Source organism: Bradyrhizobium embrapense (assembly GCF_001189235.2).
Lineage (GTDB): Bacteria > Pseudomonadota > Alphaproteobacteria > Rhizobiales > Xanthobacteraceae > Bradyrhizobium > Bradyrhizobium embrapense.
In genome coordinates this window covers 77,093-94,709 of sequence record NZ_LFIP02000014.1, presented here as the reverse complement: position 1 = coordinate 94,709, position 17,617 = coordinate 77,093, and the positions used below count along the sequence as shown (strand labels likewise).

General features: G+C 58.3%; 8 protein-coding genes and 5 pseudogenes. 3 read left to right on the top strand and 10 right to left on the bottom strand.

The features are described from left to right. Positions 1-132 precede the first annotated feature (132 nt). Positions 133-540, bottom strand: a complete 408-nt coding sequence (locus AKN83_RS35235; protein WP_050399975.1) for a nuclear transport factor 2 family protein — start codon at positions 538-540, stop codon at positions 133-135. Between the two features lie 1,485 nt (positions 541-2,025). Between AKN83_RS35235 and nodU the strand changes: the two are divergent. Continuing rightward, positions 2,026-3,784 (top strand): annotated as a pseudogene (gene nodU, locus AKN83_RS35225) (nodulation protein NodU). Here the strand turns inward: nodU and AKN83_RS35220 are convergent. Continuing rightward, positions 3,769-5,055: an IS5 family transposase gene (locus tag AKN83_RS35220; protein WP_050399974.1), complete on the bottom strand. Its 1,287-nt coding sequence runs from the start codon at positions 5,053-5,055 to the stop codon at positions 3,769-3,771. The pseudogene nodU and the gene AKN83_RS35220 overlap by 16 nt on opposite strands. A 552-nt stretch (positions 5,056-5,607) precedes the next feature. Then, positions 5,608-5,751 (bottom strand): annotated as a pseudogene (locus tag AKN83_RS42175) (tyrosine-type recombinase/integrase); the annotation flags it as partial. A gap of 167 nt (positions 5,752-5,918) precedes the next feature. Here AKN83_RS42175 and AKN83_RS40285 point away from each other — a divergent pair. Further along, a complete protein-coding gene (locus tag AKN83_RS40285) occupies positions 5,919-6,065 on the top strand; it encodes a hypothetical protein (protein ID WP_175596496.1) in 147 nt (48 codons plus the stop codon). A gap of 85 nt (positions 6,066-6,150) precedes the next feature. Here the strand turns inward: AKN83_RS40285 and AKN83_RS35210 are convergent, their stop codons facing one another. From AKN83_RS35210 to AKN83_RS40790, 5 genes and pseudogenes are all read right to left on the bottom strand, one after another. Then, positions 6,151-7,950: an ABC transporter ATP-binding protein gene (locus AKN83_RS35210; protein WP_050399973.1), complete on the bottom strand. Its 1,800-nt coding sequence runs from the start codon at positions 7,948-7,950 to the stop codon at positions 6,151-6,153. After that, complete coding sequence (locus tag AKN83_RS35205) at positions 7,947-10,301, bottom strand: CapA family protein (RefSeq protein ID WP_050399972.1); 2,355 nt, start codon at positions 10,299-10,301, stop codon at positions 7,947-7,949. The genes AKN83_RS35210 and AKN83_RS35205 overlap by 4 nt, the downstream gene beginning before the upstream one ends. Next, a complete protein-coding gene (locus AKN83_RS35200; protein WP_063695681.1) occupies positions 10,298-11,356 on the bottom strand; it encodes a P-loop NTPase family protein in 1,059 nt (352 codons plus the stop codon). Before AKN83_RS35200 ends, AKN83_RS35205 begins: the two co-directional genes overlap by 4 nt. Positions 11,357-11,573: 217 nt before the next feature. Beyond that, a pseudogene (locus AKN83_RS39105) lies at positions 11,574-12,527 on the bottom strand (CobW family GTP-binding protein); the annotation flags it as partial. Then, complete coding sequence (locus AKN83_RS40790) at positions 12,488-12,754, bottom strand: hypothetical protein (RefSeq protein ID WP_172803663.1); 267 nt, start codon at positions 12,752-12,754, stop codon at positions 12,488-12,490. The pseudogene AKN83_RS39105 and the gene AKN83_RS40790, both read right to left, overlap by 40 nt. Before the next feature lie 755 nt (positions 12,755-13,509). Here AKN83_RS40790 and AKN83_RS35190 point away from each other — a divergent pair. Next, a pseudogene (locus AKN83_RS35190) lies at positions 13,510-14,503 on the top strand (MFS transporter); the annotation flags it as partial. A 1,511-nt stretch (positions 14,504-16,014) separates the two neighbouring features. On the opposite strand, the gene AKN83_RS40785 reads toward AKN83_RS35190, so the two are convergent. Together AKN83_RS40785 and AKN83_RS35180 are read right to left on the bottom strand one after the other, a co-directional pair. After that, on the bottom strand, positions 16,015-16,236 hold the full coding sequence (locus AKN83_RS40785) for a hypothetical protein (RefSeq protein ID WP_172803665.1): 222 nt from the start codon (positions 16,234-16,236) through the stop codon (positions 16,015-16,017). A 589-nt stretch (positions 16,237-16,825) separates the two neighbouring features. Next, positions 16,826-17,286, bottom strand: a pseudogene (locus AKN83_RS35180) (YbgC/FadM family acyl-CoA thioesterase). Positions 17,287-17,617: the final 331 nt, after the last annotated feature.

Genomic DNA, 17,617 nt, shown 5'->3' with positions numbered 1-17,617 from the left:
TCGTATGGCCCCCTCTCGTCTTGATGAGGAGCAGCCACACCTTAGGAAGTTCGTGAAAGCCCCTGAGCAAAGGACGCCTTTAGGATCCTGAACCTGCAATTGCACGGGCCGAATGCTGATTTGCGCTTGAGTTCAATTCTCAAACTGCGCGATGCCGCCTGGCTCGGTTGGGTTGGCAGATGAGTGATGATGCACGATCTTCCATGTGTCGTTCTGACGGCGCAGTACAAAGGAGAATCGCGCCGGCGTTGATTGCTGATGGCCTTTCGACGTCTGTGAAAAGACATAGCTGCCCGCGACCAGGACAACGTCGTGCGCCAACGTGACAGAGTGCCAGACACCCATGTTCACGCTAGCGCCACCACGAAAGTAAGCGGCTATCTCTTTGGCCCCGATATAAAGCTTTGCACTCGACGTCCCCTGCAGAATCGCATCATCCGTGTACAAAGCAAGCAAACAATCCGGCGTATGCCTGTTGAAGGTCCGCTGCCAGAGCTCCAGAAACTCTCGGATATCCATCGTCAATGAGTCGTCGTTCACTATTGATCTCGATCTGAGAAGTTGATGGTCGGAACGCAGATTTCGATGTCAGCAAGACCGGCTGCACGCAATCAAGCGCCTGACCTTCCTTCCTCACCGATGCTGAGGAGGATCCAGCGGTGTAGCAGCGGGAGTGGAGGCTGACAATATTGCGTGCGCTGTCAAGAAACAGCGGGGAGGCCCTCGACGCCATCAAGCGACAATGCGTGTTCAAGGCAAAACTGCCTTCGCATCGCAATGTCCGACAAACGCGCAAGGATAGTGTCGACTAGGAATAGTGCACAAGCCGCAGCGCGATACTACTGCGCGCCGCGCGCGTTCTGAACTCGTCGATGAACCAATCTGCCGAGCAAGCCAGATGACTAGCTCGGTCGTCGCCTACGTTGTCAAGATCGGATAGCCGCTGTGGCTTTATTTCGTCCGGCTACAATTGTCTCAAGCCAGATGTCGGGACCGCTGGAAATGCAACAGAATCGCGACGTGTGGAGATTAGGCGCAGAGAGGCTCAGCTCAATCAAATTGACTGAAGGCGGGGCCTCCCGCCCCCCTCTTAAGCGGCTACCGTCAAGCATGGGTCAACCAAGGCGGCTCGGGCGCGGCGGTATTTGCGGGTTCGAACTTGCACGGCGCGCAGCCCGTGCGACGCGCTAATGTAACTCCGAGCAGCTGCCGCTTCTAAACTCGAGTTGCGGACCCCTCGTTCCGCCGTCGCCTGTCGGAGATCGCGCAAACGCATTTTCTCCTGAATCGTCATCGTCCCTTTCCAACCAGCTGCTTGGCGTCAAAATGCGGAGGTGATTGGCCGGAGAGATCCGCCGGACCGCAGATCTGGAGTCCAACGGGGAGTCTCCATCGAGAGAAGCAAAGCTGCCTCGCGCTGTCAACAATTGCGGTGCGCCACCGAAGTAACCTGAGCGTCTGCATCATCACTGTCGGTCTCAAGACATCCCGTTCGCTACGCGACACGCGCTGGATAGCAATAGGCTAAGAAAAGCAGCGCTGGCTGTTGGCACGCTCTTTGAAACGACCAATACGTCGCCTCCTGTGAAGAGCCATGCGAGAGTAGGAAATGCTGCCAGAATGCGCCGATCTGATGAAGCAAGTCAGTTCCTCCGTACTGACAAAGAGCAAGAACGTTGACGCGCATGCTCCACATTGACCCTGCGATCACGAAGCTCAAGGTCGCATTAGGGCGCAGAACGGCGACCTCGGCGGCGGCGCATTGCCGGGTCGTGAACGCGGCATTAGTCCGGGTCCTCTGATTTCGATCGGCGAAGTCGTGCACTGCGCTCGCGCGCCATCAGCAATCGGATCTCTGACGACGGAATTAGCCGTGGACATGCGATCGTGACCGATGGTGATCGCAGTCTAGCCCGAGCGGCCCGAGAATCAGTCGGGACAACGACGATTGCTCAATCGCATGCTCTCGAAATCCAGACCTGATCCTTTAACTCATCGAATTGCCGGCATCAAAGTGGAGGCATTATGCGCATCTGCGGTATCAAGCTGACGCATGACGGAGCGATCGCCCTGATCGAGGACGGTCGGCTCGTCTTTTGTATCGAGCAGGAGAAGCGGAGCAACAATCCGCGCTATCAGACGATAGACAATCTCGATGCAGTCGTCATGGCTTTGGCAGAGCACGGTCTGGATGCGCGGGACGTTGATCAGTTCGTCGTCGACGGCTGGCTGGGGCAAGTGGAAGCTCAATACCGACTCCGCAGCGGAGTAGCTCCTGTCACGCTCAAGGGGGCGTCCTATGTTGAACCTCATCCCGAGGCCCTCCTCACATCTCGCGATGGCTTCGGCCTTAGGCTCGACGGCAGGGATTTCCCCTATAAGAGCTATCCTCACGTGGCCAGCCACGTGGCGGCCGCATACTGCACCAGCCCGTTTGCCAAAGCCGGACAGCCTGCTTTCTGCCTCGTGTGGGATGGGGGCACCTACCCACGACTCTATCATGTAGGACGCGGAGGCGCTCGGTTCATCGACAGCTTATTCCCGCTGTTTGGGCACATCTATGCCGCTGCGGGCCTTCATTTTGGGCCATACAAGCGGGCTAATCGTACCAATTGGGACCTGGGTAAACCCGGCAAGGTGGATCCAGGCGGCGCCGGCAAGCTCGATTCTAGGTGTCGCCGGCAAGCTGATGGCCTATATCGCCCTCGGCACCGTCGACGAAAACATCATCACGGTCTTTCAGGAGCTCTACAAAGAGCACTTTTAAGCTGACACCAAGCGCGAGAGTTACCGTACTGATCTCGGGAGCATGGAGTTTGAGCTTACGACCATTCACGACTTCTTCGACGCAAGTGCGCCGCGGTTGAAGGCCAAGGCGGCCGAGGATGTGCTCGCATCCTTTCATTGTTTCCTCGAGCGCCTGCTCGTGCACAAAATGGCGAATGCTTTGCAACGACAGTCGGACTTTTCCGCTCGCAATTTGTGCATAGCAGGCGGCTGCGGCCTCAATATCAAATGGAACAGTACACTACGTTCGGCAGGGCTGTTCGATGCTGTTTGGGTACCGCCATTTCCAAATGACAGTGGCTCCGCGATCGGTGCAGCATGTTGTGCAATGGTAGCGGACAAAGGCCTCATGCCGTTGCAGTGGTCGGTCTACAGTGGTCCGGCGCTGCAAGGTAGTGATGTGCCGCCTGAATGGGATGCTTCGCCCTGCAATATGCATGAACTGGCGACTATTCTCGCCAGCGACAAGCCGGTGGTTTTTCTTGCCGGCCGCGCCGAGCTTGGGCCGCGGGCATTGGGTAGCAGAAGCATTCTTGCAGCCGCAACATCGCCGGGAATGAAGGACTATCTCAATGACATCAAGCATCGCGAGCACTTCCGGCCAGTGGCGCCGATCTGCCTGGAAGATCGCGCGCCGGAAATTTTCGATCCAGGAACGTCGGATCCTTACATGCTTTTCGATCATCAGACTCGGACCGAATGGCGGGACAAAATCCCCGCGGTTGTCCATCTCGACGGATCTGCGCGACTGCAGACGATCAGCAGGACTTCTCAACACAAAGTTGCCGAGCTTCTGGTAGAATATGAAGCGCTGACGGGCATTCCGCTGCTTTGCAATACGAGCGCCAATAACCATGGGCGTGGGTTTTTCCCTCATCTTGCAGCGGCTTGCAAGTGGGGCCGCGTGGAGCATGTATGGTGCGATGGGATGCTATGGACGAAAACTCCTCAAGCCAGCGAGTCCTCCGTGAAGAACGCGGCTCAAGCGATGTTTTGAGCCGAGACAGTTTCAGCGAGCGCCCGGATAACGGCACGCAAGAGTTCTGCGAGCCATCGCAGGAGCAGGCCGAAGTTGTGGCCGGCCGCGGCGAGGACGGCATTGATGCAGTCGCCAACGCGGCCTTTGAGATAGTTGCGGTCCATGCGGTGCTCGGCCTTGACGTGGCCGATGACGGGCTCGACAGCCGCACGACGCTTCATCTCGCGCCGGATGGAAGCGGTGACGCGGCGGACCTGCCCCGAGATCCAGACCCTGAACCGATGCGGGTGGTTGTGGCCGCGGCGAGTCTCCACGCCGGTGAGCTTCTCCATGTCGGCGACCACCGGGCCGAGCGTGTGCCCGTCGAAGGGATTGCCGTGCAGGGCCTTGGCATGGAGCACGAATTGTCCGCCCTTCGGAGACGTCACGGGGGTGGCGATACTGACCTTGCAGCCGAACTCGTAAGGCGCAGGGGCTTTCCCGTTGCCGATGCACTCGACCTCCGGCGCATGTAACGCATAGACCTTGGGGCCGCGCTGATGCTGATCCTGGGTGCGCACCCTCTGCGCCAGATCGAGCAGCGAGCCGAAGCGAGCTTGCAACACCACATCGCCATCAATCTTGCGGCGGATGTCGCGGATGATCCGGCCAAGCCGCGTTCGCAGGAACTTGAGTTGGCGCCGGGCGCGCTTGAACTGGTGAGCGCGGGTACAGCGGCCGACCATGATGGCGGCGCGCTTCGCCAGGCGCAGATGGCTCTCGCGCAGCGGCACACGGTTGCGCTTGGCGAGCTCGACGAGCTTGGTGATGGTCGAATGCGCAACGGCCTTTGGCTGCACCGTGGAATCGACCGCCACTCGCTCCACGTCCTTGGGACCGATGGCGCCAGTCTTGTGCGCCACTGACAGACTTCCCTGGATCAGCGCGACGAGCTGCTCCTCACCGAGCCGCTGGCGCCAGCGCGTCATCGACGATCGATCGAACGGCAGCCGGTGGCAGAAGCTCAACTCGCCGCAGAAGTATTGGTAATAGGGGTTTTCAATCCAACGGGCGCACAGCACCTCATCCGAGAGATTGTGCATGTGCTTCAGAATGAACAGGCCGGCGACAAGCCGCGTCGGCAGGCCAGGCTGCCCCGGACCGGTTTGGCACACCGAACCAAAGCGGTCACCCAGAAACTTCCAGTCGATCAGCGTTGCCAGCCGCACCAGCGGGTGTCCCATGTCGATGATTTGATCGAGCGCAGGAAGCAACAGGTCCTTCTGGCGATCATCCCGCGGTTTGCTCATCTCTTTCCCCCATGCCGACGATCCGCCGTCAGGGAATCACGAATCGCTCGAAAGCAAAATCCCAAAACGCAAGAAAGCGCGGCCCGACACCTGGCTTTCCTGCAAAATCGAATACTTTATCGAGACAACTTCTGCCTATCTCTCAGGCCGATCTGCATTCTTCGCTGACGACTAACGACGTCGTCATCAGCAATGACGTACTTGTGCTTGGATACCCGTATCGATCGGGCTCGCGAACATTCCTCAAATAGAGTACAAGCGTCCCCTGTTGAGGAAGGGACTTGTCGCAGGAAAGAACTCGAAGCTCCGAACCATCATTGCCGACTGCGAATCATTCCYCGGGGATAGTGGCGGTCCGGTTGTCGAGGTTGAGCGTTACGTTGCCCAAAACAACCTCCGGGTGATCGGCTTGATCAGCCAATTTGTTCCGTTTGATATAATTCTCGCATTCCTGGCTTGAGGAGCACTGCTGTGATGAACTCTGGATATTCCGTCGTGCCCCCGATGGACTCGGTCCTGGAATTGATCAGCGCCCGATAAAGTTGTCGCGTCTTAGACCAATTTTGCCATTGCTGCGTCGGCTGTCTTTCTGCGACTGGCTGCCTTTGTGTACCGTTCAACTTCCTCCAACGTCTGGTGTCCGGTAACAGCCATGATCTCGTGCGGCGGAGCACCGGACTCGGCGAGCGCGGTTGACGTGGCCTTGCGGACGCAGTGCGGAAGATCAGCTTGGCGGCACCAGGCTTTGAACTTGTTTCCAACCCGTTCGCCGTGAACGGCTTGCCGATTCGGCGATCAGGAACGTCATGTTGCCGCTCACCTCCGCCGCTGCAACGCTCACAGTAAGCGCCGGGTGCAACGGAATGTCGATGTCGATCGGATTCCGGTGCTCGCAATTGCGTCACGCCATGGATGGCTTCGCCTGGGCGGACAAGGGCATCGGCCGCAGCCTGGTCGGTCCGGCCGGGACCGACGTTTTGCATCCGCTGGCCGACGAAGTGCGCAGCTAGGTTGCGCGGAGCCTGTGACTCCGCATCAATGAGGGCGAATGTTCCGCGGAATCACGCAGTGATCTCGGATGCCGAAAATTGCTTTTCAGGTTTTGCACTGAAGAGATTGCAGATCATAAAGGCGGGCATACCCTCCCAGATTCGCCAATAACTGCTGGTGCGTACCCATTTCGACGATGCGCCCGCGATCCAACACGATGATGCGATCGGCGAAACGCACCGTTGCCAATCGGTGCGCAATAATCAGAGTGGTCCTGGCTTTTGCTGCCGCCGCGAGTGCCTGGATCACAGCCCGCTCTGAGACCACGTCCAATCCGCTCGTCGGCTCGTCAAGTACGAGGATTGGGCTGTTCCGCAGGCAGGCTCGTGCAATGGAAATACGCTGCCGCTGGCCGCCCGAGAGCGTGGTGCCCCCTTCGGAGATCTCCGTATCATAGCCGTCGGGCAGCGTGTGAATGAAATCGTGAGCTTTCGCCACGCGGGCTGCCGCGATAATCTCTTCGTCCGTCGACTCTGGTCGCCCGAATGCAATATTTTCGCGAATAGTACCGCTGAAAAGCAGTGAATCTTGCAGCACCATGCTGATCTGGCTGCGCACTGATTTAACAGAATGAGTACGAACATCCTGCCCGTCGATCAACACCGCACCCTGCACGGGATCGTAAAGCCGCGGGACCAGACTGACGAGGGTGCTCTTTCCGGTCCCTGTCGCTCCCACGATAGCCACGGTTTCCCCCGGATTGATAACCAGGTTGATCGATTCCAATGTCCGCGGCCTTCCGGGATATGCAAAGGAAACGTCCCGAAACTCGATTTCTCCCGCCCCAACCCGCAGGGGTTTGGCGCCGGGAAGGTCAGCGACGTCGCTGCGCGTCTTGAGCACCTCGGCAATGCGCTCAATTCCGACAAGCGCTCGCGCCGTCGAGTTCGACGATTTGGAGAGAGCTCGCATGGGACTGTAGAGATTTGTGACATATGCAAAGAATATTACGACGTCACCCGTCGTAAGCTCGCCGGCCATGACCCACGTAGCGCCAAACCACATAACGAGGCACAAACCGATCGCCGCGAGAATATCCACGATCGGCGCTACTGCGGCTTGGTATTTCACGCCATAGAGGTAGGCCTGCAAGCTTTTGGTGCTCTGGGCTGCAAAGCGTCTGTCCAGTTGGTCTTCCTGCGCCAATCCCTGCACGATGCGAATCGACGACAATGTTTCCTGGGCAAGTGAGGCGAGGTGTCCTGCGCTGCTCCTTGCCTGCCGCGAAGCGTTCTTGATGTGGCGTGTGTTATTATAGATGCTAAGGAACAGAATCGGTGCGACTGAAAGCGCAATCAATGCGAACTTCCAATTCAGCCATAACATCATGACGATCATACCAAGCAACAGAAACATGTTGCCCAGCAGTATGACGCTATTGTTTGCAACGACATCCTGGATGGATTGAACGTCGGACGTCAGCCGCGCGGTCAGGTCACCGGTGCGCTGGCGGTCGTGAAACAACAGTGACAGCCGCTGCATATGGGCGAATAGTATCTGGCGCAACGAGAACACATAACGTTGGGAAATCTCACCCATGGTCCGTGTATACCAGTAGGTGAGAAGCCCGGTGCCAATGGCAATCAGGATTGTCGTTGCGCAGGCACCATAAAGGATCGGCAGCCGTTCGATCGCTGGATCGCTCAACCATTCCCCGATGAAGGGTACGTGGATCGTCCTTGGTGACGGGGGAATGACGCGATCGATGACGACCTTCAATGGCCACGGTCTCATGACCGTTAACAAAGCGTCCAGCAGCATCGCGAAGACTGCAAGAGCGAGCAGCGGGACGTTAGCCGAGCCTACCGCCAGGAAATGCCGCGAGTCGGGAAGGCCAAGTTTCACCGCGCTGCCTCATCGTGCTTCGGCCGCGCGAGCTCGAGCCGGCCGACGCCATTCTCGACGCTCAACAGGGATCCGCTCGTGCCGGACACGTCGGCGAGACGGGCAAGACATCTCTCACTGGCTGCGCCCGTCATGAGCTTGGGCTGATAATTCACCCGAGGATCGCGATTCTTGATGTAGATCGGATAGAGCTCGATCATCGTCTTGAGCGACACAAACCGCACCGCAACCAAGAGACCTTCCGCCTTGCTGTTTCCTGACCCGAATGTGAAGTTGCCAACACTGTAGAATATGGCCCGGCTCTTGTAGACCTCGAACGGCTGAATGACATGAGGGTGATGGCCGATGACGAGATCGGCTCCCGAATCAATGGCCAGCCTGGCCTTCATACAGGCATCCGAGGTTGGAACCCGCTCGTAGGGGACACCCCAGTGGCAGGTGACGACCACCCGATCAACGATCTGCCGCAGTGCCTCAATATCCGATTTCAACCAAGCCGGAGAGTCAATTGCGCTGCCCGGTTGACGATGTGTCGCCGCCGTGCGCCTGTTCCAGTAGTAGCCGAGAATGCCGATCCGCACCCCCTCGGCATCGAGAATGGCTGGTGCGTGCGCCGATTTTTCATCCGTGCCCGCACCTATGGCATGGACCCCCGCTTCGGCAAGTGCATCGAATGTCTCCAGCACCCCCTGTCGTCCGCAATCCAGCAAATGATTGTTGGCAAGCGTGACGACATTGATGTTCGCGCGTTTGAGGGAAGATGCGAGCCTCGGATCGACCTTGTATGAAAAATTGCGGTCCTGGCGTTGCGCCTCGGCCGCGAACGGTCCCTCCAGATTCCCCAGAACAATACTGGACCGCCTGAGCAAGGGAAGCACGCCTGCGAAGGGGTAATCCTCTCCCCACCGATTGATCAGCGGCGTCGTCCGGTCACCGAGCATGATGTCGCCCGCTGCGATGAGCGAGAAGTCTCCATCGCCCCGGCGCGCGAGCTGGCTATCGAGCGCGGCTGACGGCAGGATGTCACCTGTTTCCGGTATCTCCTCCGCGGCGATTCGGCTCAGTCCTCCGCGCGATTGCGCAAGTTCACACCGCGGGGACACGTTCAGCGCGTCCGGTACCTGAAGGTGGATCTTGCGCTTTGCGAAGACGTCACGGATCAGTGCCGAATATTTCCCATCATGGAGTAACGCATCGGCCTTGAGGAGCTGCGAGAGCCCTGTTCGATAGTCGCTGCGCAGCCTGCGCGTGCGTTTAACATCCGGAACATCATCGTGGCAGGATCCGAGCAACGTCAGCATCTTCAGAACCAGGAGATCTGCGCTCCTCGCGCTGCCACCGTTGCGCGCGATCTCCGCCCGCATGTCCCACAGTGCGCTCCCCCAAATCGTTCCGTTCACATGAGGATCTGCCTTTGCCGAGGCGTTGAAGTCATCCATGGTCTTTTGCGAAACCAGGCTGCGTGGGTGCCAGCACTGGGTATCATGCCGCTTATGGAAGGCCCAAATATGAGGGGTGTCGAGCATCGTGGCTGCCCAATAATCGCAAGTTCCCTCATCGATGGCCGCTTTCCTGTTGTCCTGGCGCGCCGGGGGACGTAGGCGGTTTGTCCTGAAGTCGGCAGTGTGACGCGTGATGTGATGACCATACTCGTGATAAATAATGCCCGCGTTGTGCGAGGCATTGGCGCGGTAGGCGCTACCGATGTGTTCAACGAGGGCACCACCATCGAGTAGGGTTCTCCCAGGTCCCAGGTGGATTTCACCCTCCACTGCGATGGGATGATGCTCGGCGACGCTGTTCCGCTTGCAGGGCAAACGGTAATGTCCGCCTTGAAATGCGCAACAGAGATCATCCGCCTTGCGGAGGCCGTCCTTGAGGCCGTTGGTTTCCGTCACCCCGTGATGAGCATTTACGACGGTAATGACAGCTGGAAGCGGCGTTGCGCCCAATTCGCACAATAGCTCGCCGACATATTGTGAGAATTTGTGCAAGTGGTAGAACGTATTCACTTCGCCGAAATGTGCCGCCTGCACGTAGCGCCATTGAAAATCTTCGGGGGCAAACGGGTATTTGTCGAGCCGTCCACCGCCTTTGCCCGCTTCGAAGACAAAGTCGCCATTGCAGTCTGGCTCGGCGTTGCCGATCGCCACATCCTCGTAAGTACCGGCCTGCGAATCGCAGCGATAGCGGCGCCCTCCGTTGCGAACCTCGATCAGGTCGTTTCGTAACTGCGGCCGTCCCAACCCATTCAGCTTTAATGCGCCCAAGTCCACCATGCTTTTGGCGATGCTGCCGCCTAGCGGCAGGTTGGCATTGGGCGTCCATTCATAGACGAGTCCCCGGTTCATGCTGGCATCCGTAGCGGCGATGCTGCGTTGCGCGTTGACTTCCTGTCGAGCAGTGCATTGAGCGCCCCGTCCTTTATCTCCTTGGCGCGCAGGCAACTCACACCAGTGGCCGCATCAACTTCGCGGATGTTCAAGGAACTCATGGTCAGAGCGCCAGAAACGGCGATGGGCTCGACGCCCCATCCCCGCATCATGCGGACGCCGGATTCGGCAGCCATGGGATCGCCGCCGGCGAATATCCAGCTGTCGACGGTGCTGGTGAAGCTTGGGCTCTGCAGCAGCATGGCCGTTTCCCGCTGCAGCAGCCCATCGGCGATTTCAACGACCACGTACTCGGCAGATTGAGCGGCAGCGTAGCCGACCAGCAGGTGATGAAGCTGAAGGAGTTCGTCGTGTCCACACATGTAGGTTGACGGATAACCGCCGTCGACGAAGTCCAGCGCGACGGAGGCTCCGGCATCGAGCATGCTCCAGGTGTCTTTACCAGTTGCGGTGCCGGTCAATTTTATTCCGGCCACGTTTCGCCCCGCTTTGCTCAGGCCCTTGATAATGCTCATGGCGGTGTAGGTCTTGCCCGCGTTCATGGACGAGCCGCAGACGACGGCAATGTGAGGCCAGCGCTGCGCAGTCGCCGCTTTCAGATGATGGTCGCGCATTTTCAGCGGGCGACCGTGCTTGTCCGCAACGGCACCAAGAAGCCTCAGTCTCGTTGGCTCGGCCACCTTGCTGTGCTTGCTCTGGACGATCCCGCAAAGCCCGCCCATCGAAAGTAAATCGCAAGCATCTTCGTTCCTGCCCACCAAGCCTTCGAACTGCAATGTGGCGTAGCGGTTGCCAAACACTGCTGCGATAACGTCGCCCTCATGCAGCGAGGCGCGCCGTCCGTTATTCAATTCCAGTGTAGAGTTCTTGGCAACGTTTTCGACAGACGCCACGACGACATCGCCCGGCTCGGGCGACCGCGGAACATCCACGAGGCCATAGAGGCTGTCACATGGGACGTGACGGAGCGAATAGGGAATTCGCACCATTCTCATCAGTTGAGTTGCTGTCATTGGTTCCTCCAAAGCGCTATGTCTTGTCGGAGATTGGCTAAACATTGAATCAAGCGACATCATTTTCACGTCGATACGTTGCGGATCACGGTCACACGTGAACCGGCATCACCGGGAGGCGGCGTCCGCTAAGGGATCTGCCAGATGCGAAGCAACGACCGTAAGTTCCAGTTAACAGCGCATTTGCAAATGCGTGTAGCGTTTCAGCATTCTGTGCCCAGCCCTGCCCGAGCAGGTCCCCTGGCAGGTCACGCCCGATGAAAACAAGCCGTGTCTGGCGTCGCTCCCGCTCTTTCCAGAGACGCTGACTTCCGCCTTCAACGAGCATATGCACGCTCTGAACGACGAATTGCCGATCGTCATTTCTATTGATGCAATGCTCTTCATGCGCAGGATGTCCGTCCCGTAGCGTTGGGTGACATCCTGAATCCAAGACACGAATCTGTCGGGTTTCAGCGGTCGATCCGCGACAAGGGACAGGCTGCCGATCCGGTCGTCGTGTTCGTGCTCGTGTTCTTCCATCAGGAAGCCCGGCTCGATTTCGAGGATGCGCTCGAGATTGAAGGCGTCTAGTCCCAAGACCGGGGCTAGATCGATGTCGCAGCGGCTCGGTTCTATGAACCCTTGCATATGGATTAATGGCTCGGATCCGCCGTTCGGCTATCGCGAGGCTTCCCGCATCGACAAGATCGACATTGTTGACGAGCACGATGTCGGCGAACGCAAGTTGCTCCTGCACTTCCGGAGCCCGATCGATCTGCTCCAGGAGATGCTTGGCATCCGTGACGGTGACGATGGCGCCGAGCTTCGTCTTGCGGCGAACGTCATCATCGACAAAGAACGTCTGCGCCACCGGGGCGGGATCGGCGAGCCCCGTCGTCTCGACCACGATGCCGTCGAAGGCTCGGCTGCGCCGTATCAGCCCTGCGATGATACGAATAAGATCGCCCCGGGCGGTGCAGCAGATGCAACCGTTGTTCATTTCGAAAATCTCTTCGTCCGTGTCGACGATAAGATCGTTGTCAATACCGACCTCTCCGAATTCGTTGACGATCACCGCGAACCGCTTGCCATGCGTCTCGGAGAGTATGCGGTTTAGCAGCGTCGTCTTCCCGGAGCTGAGATAGCCGGTCAGAACCGTGACGGGGATCTGGGGTGCAGCGTCGGGCATCGTTCTATTTCCCCTTCGCGGAGCGACAACGCTTTCTCGTAACCTAACAAAGTGATGCGCAAATGCGCGATTGCCTCGTTGCCATCCACATTGACTTGCGTAAACGCGAGAGTGGAGAGCGTCGTTTCCATCCTGTGAATGTTCAGAGCCGCTCCTTTCACTCCCCTCTCGCTAAAACCAATTGTCGCGACACGAACATCGGCGAGATTGACGGATGGCTCGATCACGGATCAGTTGCCCATCTGGACCTTGTAGCCCAGCTCACCAAAAATCTGGAAAGTGCCTGCGTCGTAATCTGAGATCGTTACCACTTATCCCGCGATTTCACATCATCACATCTCACATCAGGAAAATGCGGCAGGGCCTTGCTGAGACGACCCTCATCTTCGAGATGATTGGGTCCAGTCGCTATCAGGACCTCTCATGAACTGCCTGTTAGTCATTTGCGCCAACATGCCATTGCTAAGCTGCCGCATTTTCATGCTCTACAACCTGACGCAACGTGCGGTTCAAGCCATTTCAACACTAATGCACATTCGAACGATGGTTCACGAGCTGGAGCGGTACGTGCGTCCGGCATTCTCTGCGCTACAAGGCCATCCGTTCAAGCGCAACCATCTGGTCGCAGTGTGCCCACACAGATTACCATCGCCCAGGCCCGATCCCGCGACGCCGAGCGCGATCGCTGGCGTTGTCCGCAGGCCTTCGTGGACGCGGCAAAGATTGTAATGGGCCACGTACAGGCTCACGGCTGCACCGTAGTGATTGAGCTTTTCGAGATTGCGAGTCGCGCGACTCCCGCTCTTGGCTCATGCAGAGCGCAAGGTGCTGCGCGTAGTCTGTCGAAATATTTTAGGATCGCATTCGAGACGCATCCAAGCGCGTGGCTAAACAATTCACTCGGCAAAGCTCGAATCCGGCCCTTATTCAGGCAGATGAAGGCTTGACTAGCCATGCCGTGTTGGGCGCGACGATCGGCAATATGCTCGAAGTTTACGATTTCGGGACGTATAGCTTTTTCGCCATCCAGATCGGTCACACGTTCTTCCCCGCGAAGGATCAGTTCGCCAGCCTTATGCTGTCGCTCGCGACCTTCGGAGCGGGTTTCGTGACCAGCCCCATCGGGGCCATTGTGATCGGCTCGTACTCGGATCGAGTCGGACGCCGGCCCGCAATGACCGCCAGTTTTGTCATGATGAGCGTCGCGATAGTTGTGTTGGCTGTGATGCCCTCGTATGACACGATAGGGATCTCCGCTCCGATATTGGTTATTTTCGCGCGTTTGGTGCAGGGCTTCGCCCTGGGGGGGCTAAGTCGGTCCGACGACCGCCTATCTGATGGAAGCGGCCCCGGGCGGACGCCGGGGCCTTGCCGTCTCGTTTCAGCCTGCCAGCCAACAAATAGCTGCAACGGCCGGCGCGCTGGTCGGAGAAGTACTCTCCCTCACCATGACAAGCGAGTCGCTGGATGCGTACGGATGGCGGATCACGTTTCTGCTCGGTGCCTGTACGCTGCCGTTCTGACTTTGGTTGCGCAGGGCCCTGCCCGAAACGCTGCATCGACCTGAAGCGCCGGCTCTCGCCGTCGAGCCCGCAAGGAAATTGCGTGCCAGCCGCCGCATGATGAGCTTCGGATTGGTCATTTTAGCCAGCTGCACGATTTTTACCTGTATCACGGAATATATGACGACTTATGCGCTGAACACCCTGCAAGTTGCTGCGCCTCTCGCCTTTGCGACCACTGTCGTCAGCAATGCGGTAGGCATTGCTGGGGCACTCTTGGGCGGTTGGCTCGCAGATCGGGCTGGACGCCGGCCCATCATGATATGGCCGCAAATCGCCGCGCTGCTGATGACCTATCCGGTATTCTTGTGGATCGTAGAGAGTCGCGGTCCCATGGCGCTCCTCTCAAGTCTCGGCGCGCTCACCCTCGTCGGAACGATTCCGTATAGCGCCTTCTATGTCGGTATGGCCGAGGGGCCCTGTGATGGGCTGGTTGCCTTGAACCTTTCCTGCGCGCTGACGTGCCCTCGGCCGCGAAACCTGCCTCAGTATCGGCCGGCTTCGCAGTCGCCGCCTCGACTGTCGGCGAACCGATGACCGAACTACGTTATGTTCAACCGGCCAGACAGATATCGAGCTCTCATCGTGCTATTTGATTGATGGACTTCGGCCCGATCTCGGCAAACCATCACTGACGCCGGAGCTGATCAAGATTTCAGCGTCGCGCTGCGGAACTCCAGTGTCAGCGGGCCGCCACGGCATTGTAGAAAATCGTATCTCGATCGACGTTTGTCGTTGGCGCGCTTGTTCGACACGAGTGATGCCCGTAATTCAAGACCTTGATGCTACGAGGGTGACCATCTCCTGGCTGTGCCAACTCCCCCACCGCCGGGACTTCAGACGAGTGACTGCCCGTGCTCGCGCCGCAGGAAACGCTGGTAGGCAACCCGGCTCTGGCCGAGCGGGAATCGCCTTTCCGTTGGATCACGCCCTCCGCTTCGAGCTTGCCGATGTAGGTGCGGCTGCAATCGACGTGCAGCGCCAACGCTGACGCTCTGACGGTCGCACAGTTCTTAGATAGCGATCGAGAGGCGGGATGAACCGTCTCAGCCATGTGTTCTCCTGTTACCATCCCCGCTTCATGTACATCCGGGATCGCCGAACGTTGCTGTCGTGTTGGCGACGTCGGTCTAATGAACGCTTCCCGCCAACGGCGACACCGTGCGGTGATCAAACACGCGCACAGAATGGCCTGTTGATCACCCCGTCGGGGTCTGCACGCGTCGCCACACGGAAGCATGGCACGTTGCGCAGAGGCCGCCCCGCAAATTCCGCGCCAGCAGGCCACTATTGCGCGCTGGCTGCGCCGAATGTCGGGATTGACACACGACTGTCGGGATTGAGGCAAATGTCAGTAAGTTGAAGCTACACCGCAACGAAGTGCCTGCGAGCCTGTCGAGTTCACTTTGGCGCGCGGTTTGCTCTGTTCACGACATCATCACCAACCGCAGCGCGATGATCTTCGGGACGGACTCGGCGCGCGCCGCCGTTAGCGTCTGGTCCGCCACGACGCTTTGCTGCGGCGATAACTTAAGGCACTCGGTTGTAAACCGAGCAAATGCGAGGAAGCATCGGATGCGATTTAGAGCTCTTTTGGTAGCCGGTACAATTGCGCTCGTTGCAAGGGGTGCAGCGAATGCAGCCGACCTTGTGCCAGAAGTGAGGCTGCCGATTGCCGTGTGGAGCTGGTCCGGAGGCTATATTGCGGGGCACCTCGGCGGCGGCTGCGGCCTAACCTCTTCAGCAATCCCTACGGTCCGTCGATTTATGGGGGCGCCGTCGATACCCCAGCGTTCTTGGCAAGCGGCCAGATCGGTTACAACTGGCAGAAAAATCGCTGGGTGTCTGGCATCGAACTCGATGCCAACGGGGCCGTCTCCGACGGTACAAATACCTGCCTTGCGGCCTCCGGCTTTATCTTGAGCTCAAACTGCAAGGCAGGCCCCAACGTCTTTACCACCGGGACGGGTCGCGTCGGTTACGCTTTTGGCGCGCTGGGCCAGACGCTGGCCTATCTCCAGGGAGGCGTTGCCTGGTAAAACAATCGCGGCGACGTCGTCAACAATTTTGAAGGCGGCGAGCCACAGGAGAAAACCCATTTCGACTATGGTCGCCTCGGCGGCACCATCGGGCTTGGCGTCGAGCAAGCGCTTAGCCCTGTATGGTCGGTCAAAGCCGAGTATGATTACCTTATTTCGGTGGGCCAAGTGTCGCCACTCCGCCGACGGTGCAAAATCCTCCGTTCGCAATTCTTCCCGCGAACACAACGTCCCTGTCCAGCAACTATCACATCGGAAAAGTCGGATTGAATTACCATTTTGGCGCCGACCCGTGGACGCAATCGTCGGATGCACCGCTGTACGCGAAAGCACCCGCCGGCGCGCCGCCGATTGCTTACGCCGCTGGTTGGTCGTTCGAAGGCGGATCGCGGCTCTGGCTCAGCGGGGACGATTCCAATGGAACACCGTCGGCTCGGCCGTAGATCGCAACATTCTTATATCGAGGCTCACCTATCATGGTCTCGACGGGCTTTCCGGAGAAGCATTTGGCCGTCTTGACAGGCCGTGGGGAATACTCCTGAAGGGCAATATTGGCCTCGGTCTTCAACAAAGGAAACATAAACAATGAAGATGGGGGCGTTTCGCACGGTGAGCAACCGTTTTCCTACGTTAACAATATGTCCGGCCAGGCAACTCCGGTTTGACGATATCGCAACAAAAGTCTAGCGCCTTGATTTCATTGGGTCGCTGGAAGACCGTAGCATGAACGAGGGGCGGATTTATCTGGGCCCTGTATGCGCTGCGCCTTTCCGCCTGAGATAAACGCCACGCGTACACACGCCGTGACTAGGAGATCGTCTCCCCGCCTGCATTCCTGCAGCAAGGCGATCGACGCGCCGCTCACCTCTTGCGGGACTGTGATGACGTCGAGCAGGTCGTCCAAGGCCGCTCGTCTTAGATAATCGATTGTCATCGAACGGACAACGAAGGCAAAGCCGGGCGCGCCGTTCTGCGTTTCCTCGAGCAGCGCTTGCTGACTGGTTCCGAGTAGGCACAAGTAGTTCGTTCTGCCGCGTTCCATGAAGCGCAAAAAATTCGCGTGATAAACAATCTGGCCGGCGTCGGTTCCTCGAAATAAACGCGGACCTGCATATGATGGCGGCCGTCGCGAATTTGGCCATCAAGAGAGGCTGTCACAGAATGGTCCCCGTTAATGCGCATCTGAGACCAATTGTCTTGCACAGAGGCACCTTCCTCAGCAAGCGCCAATCGTCTTGGGCTTGGGCGGCGCTATCCGCGCGCGAACCGAAAACTTCAGTTCTTTATCATTCGCACGAATAAGCAATGCGGAGAAAATCGTCGCCGAGTGCAGCCGAGCAACTGACAATGTCGATCAGAAGCGCGCTTGGCTCAGCGATGTTCCCCTCGGTGTTTCAGCCGAGATCAGCGCAGCTCCACGGCAGCAATCGGCCTAGCCAAAGAGAGAGCATCTGGTTGGTTGGGCCGCCTGTCGCCACGACAAGTATTT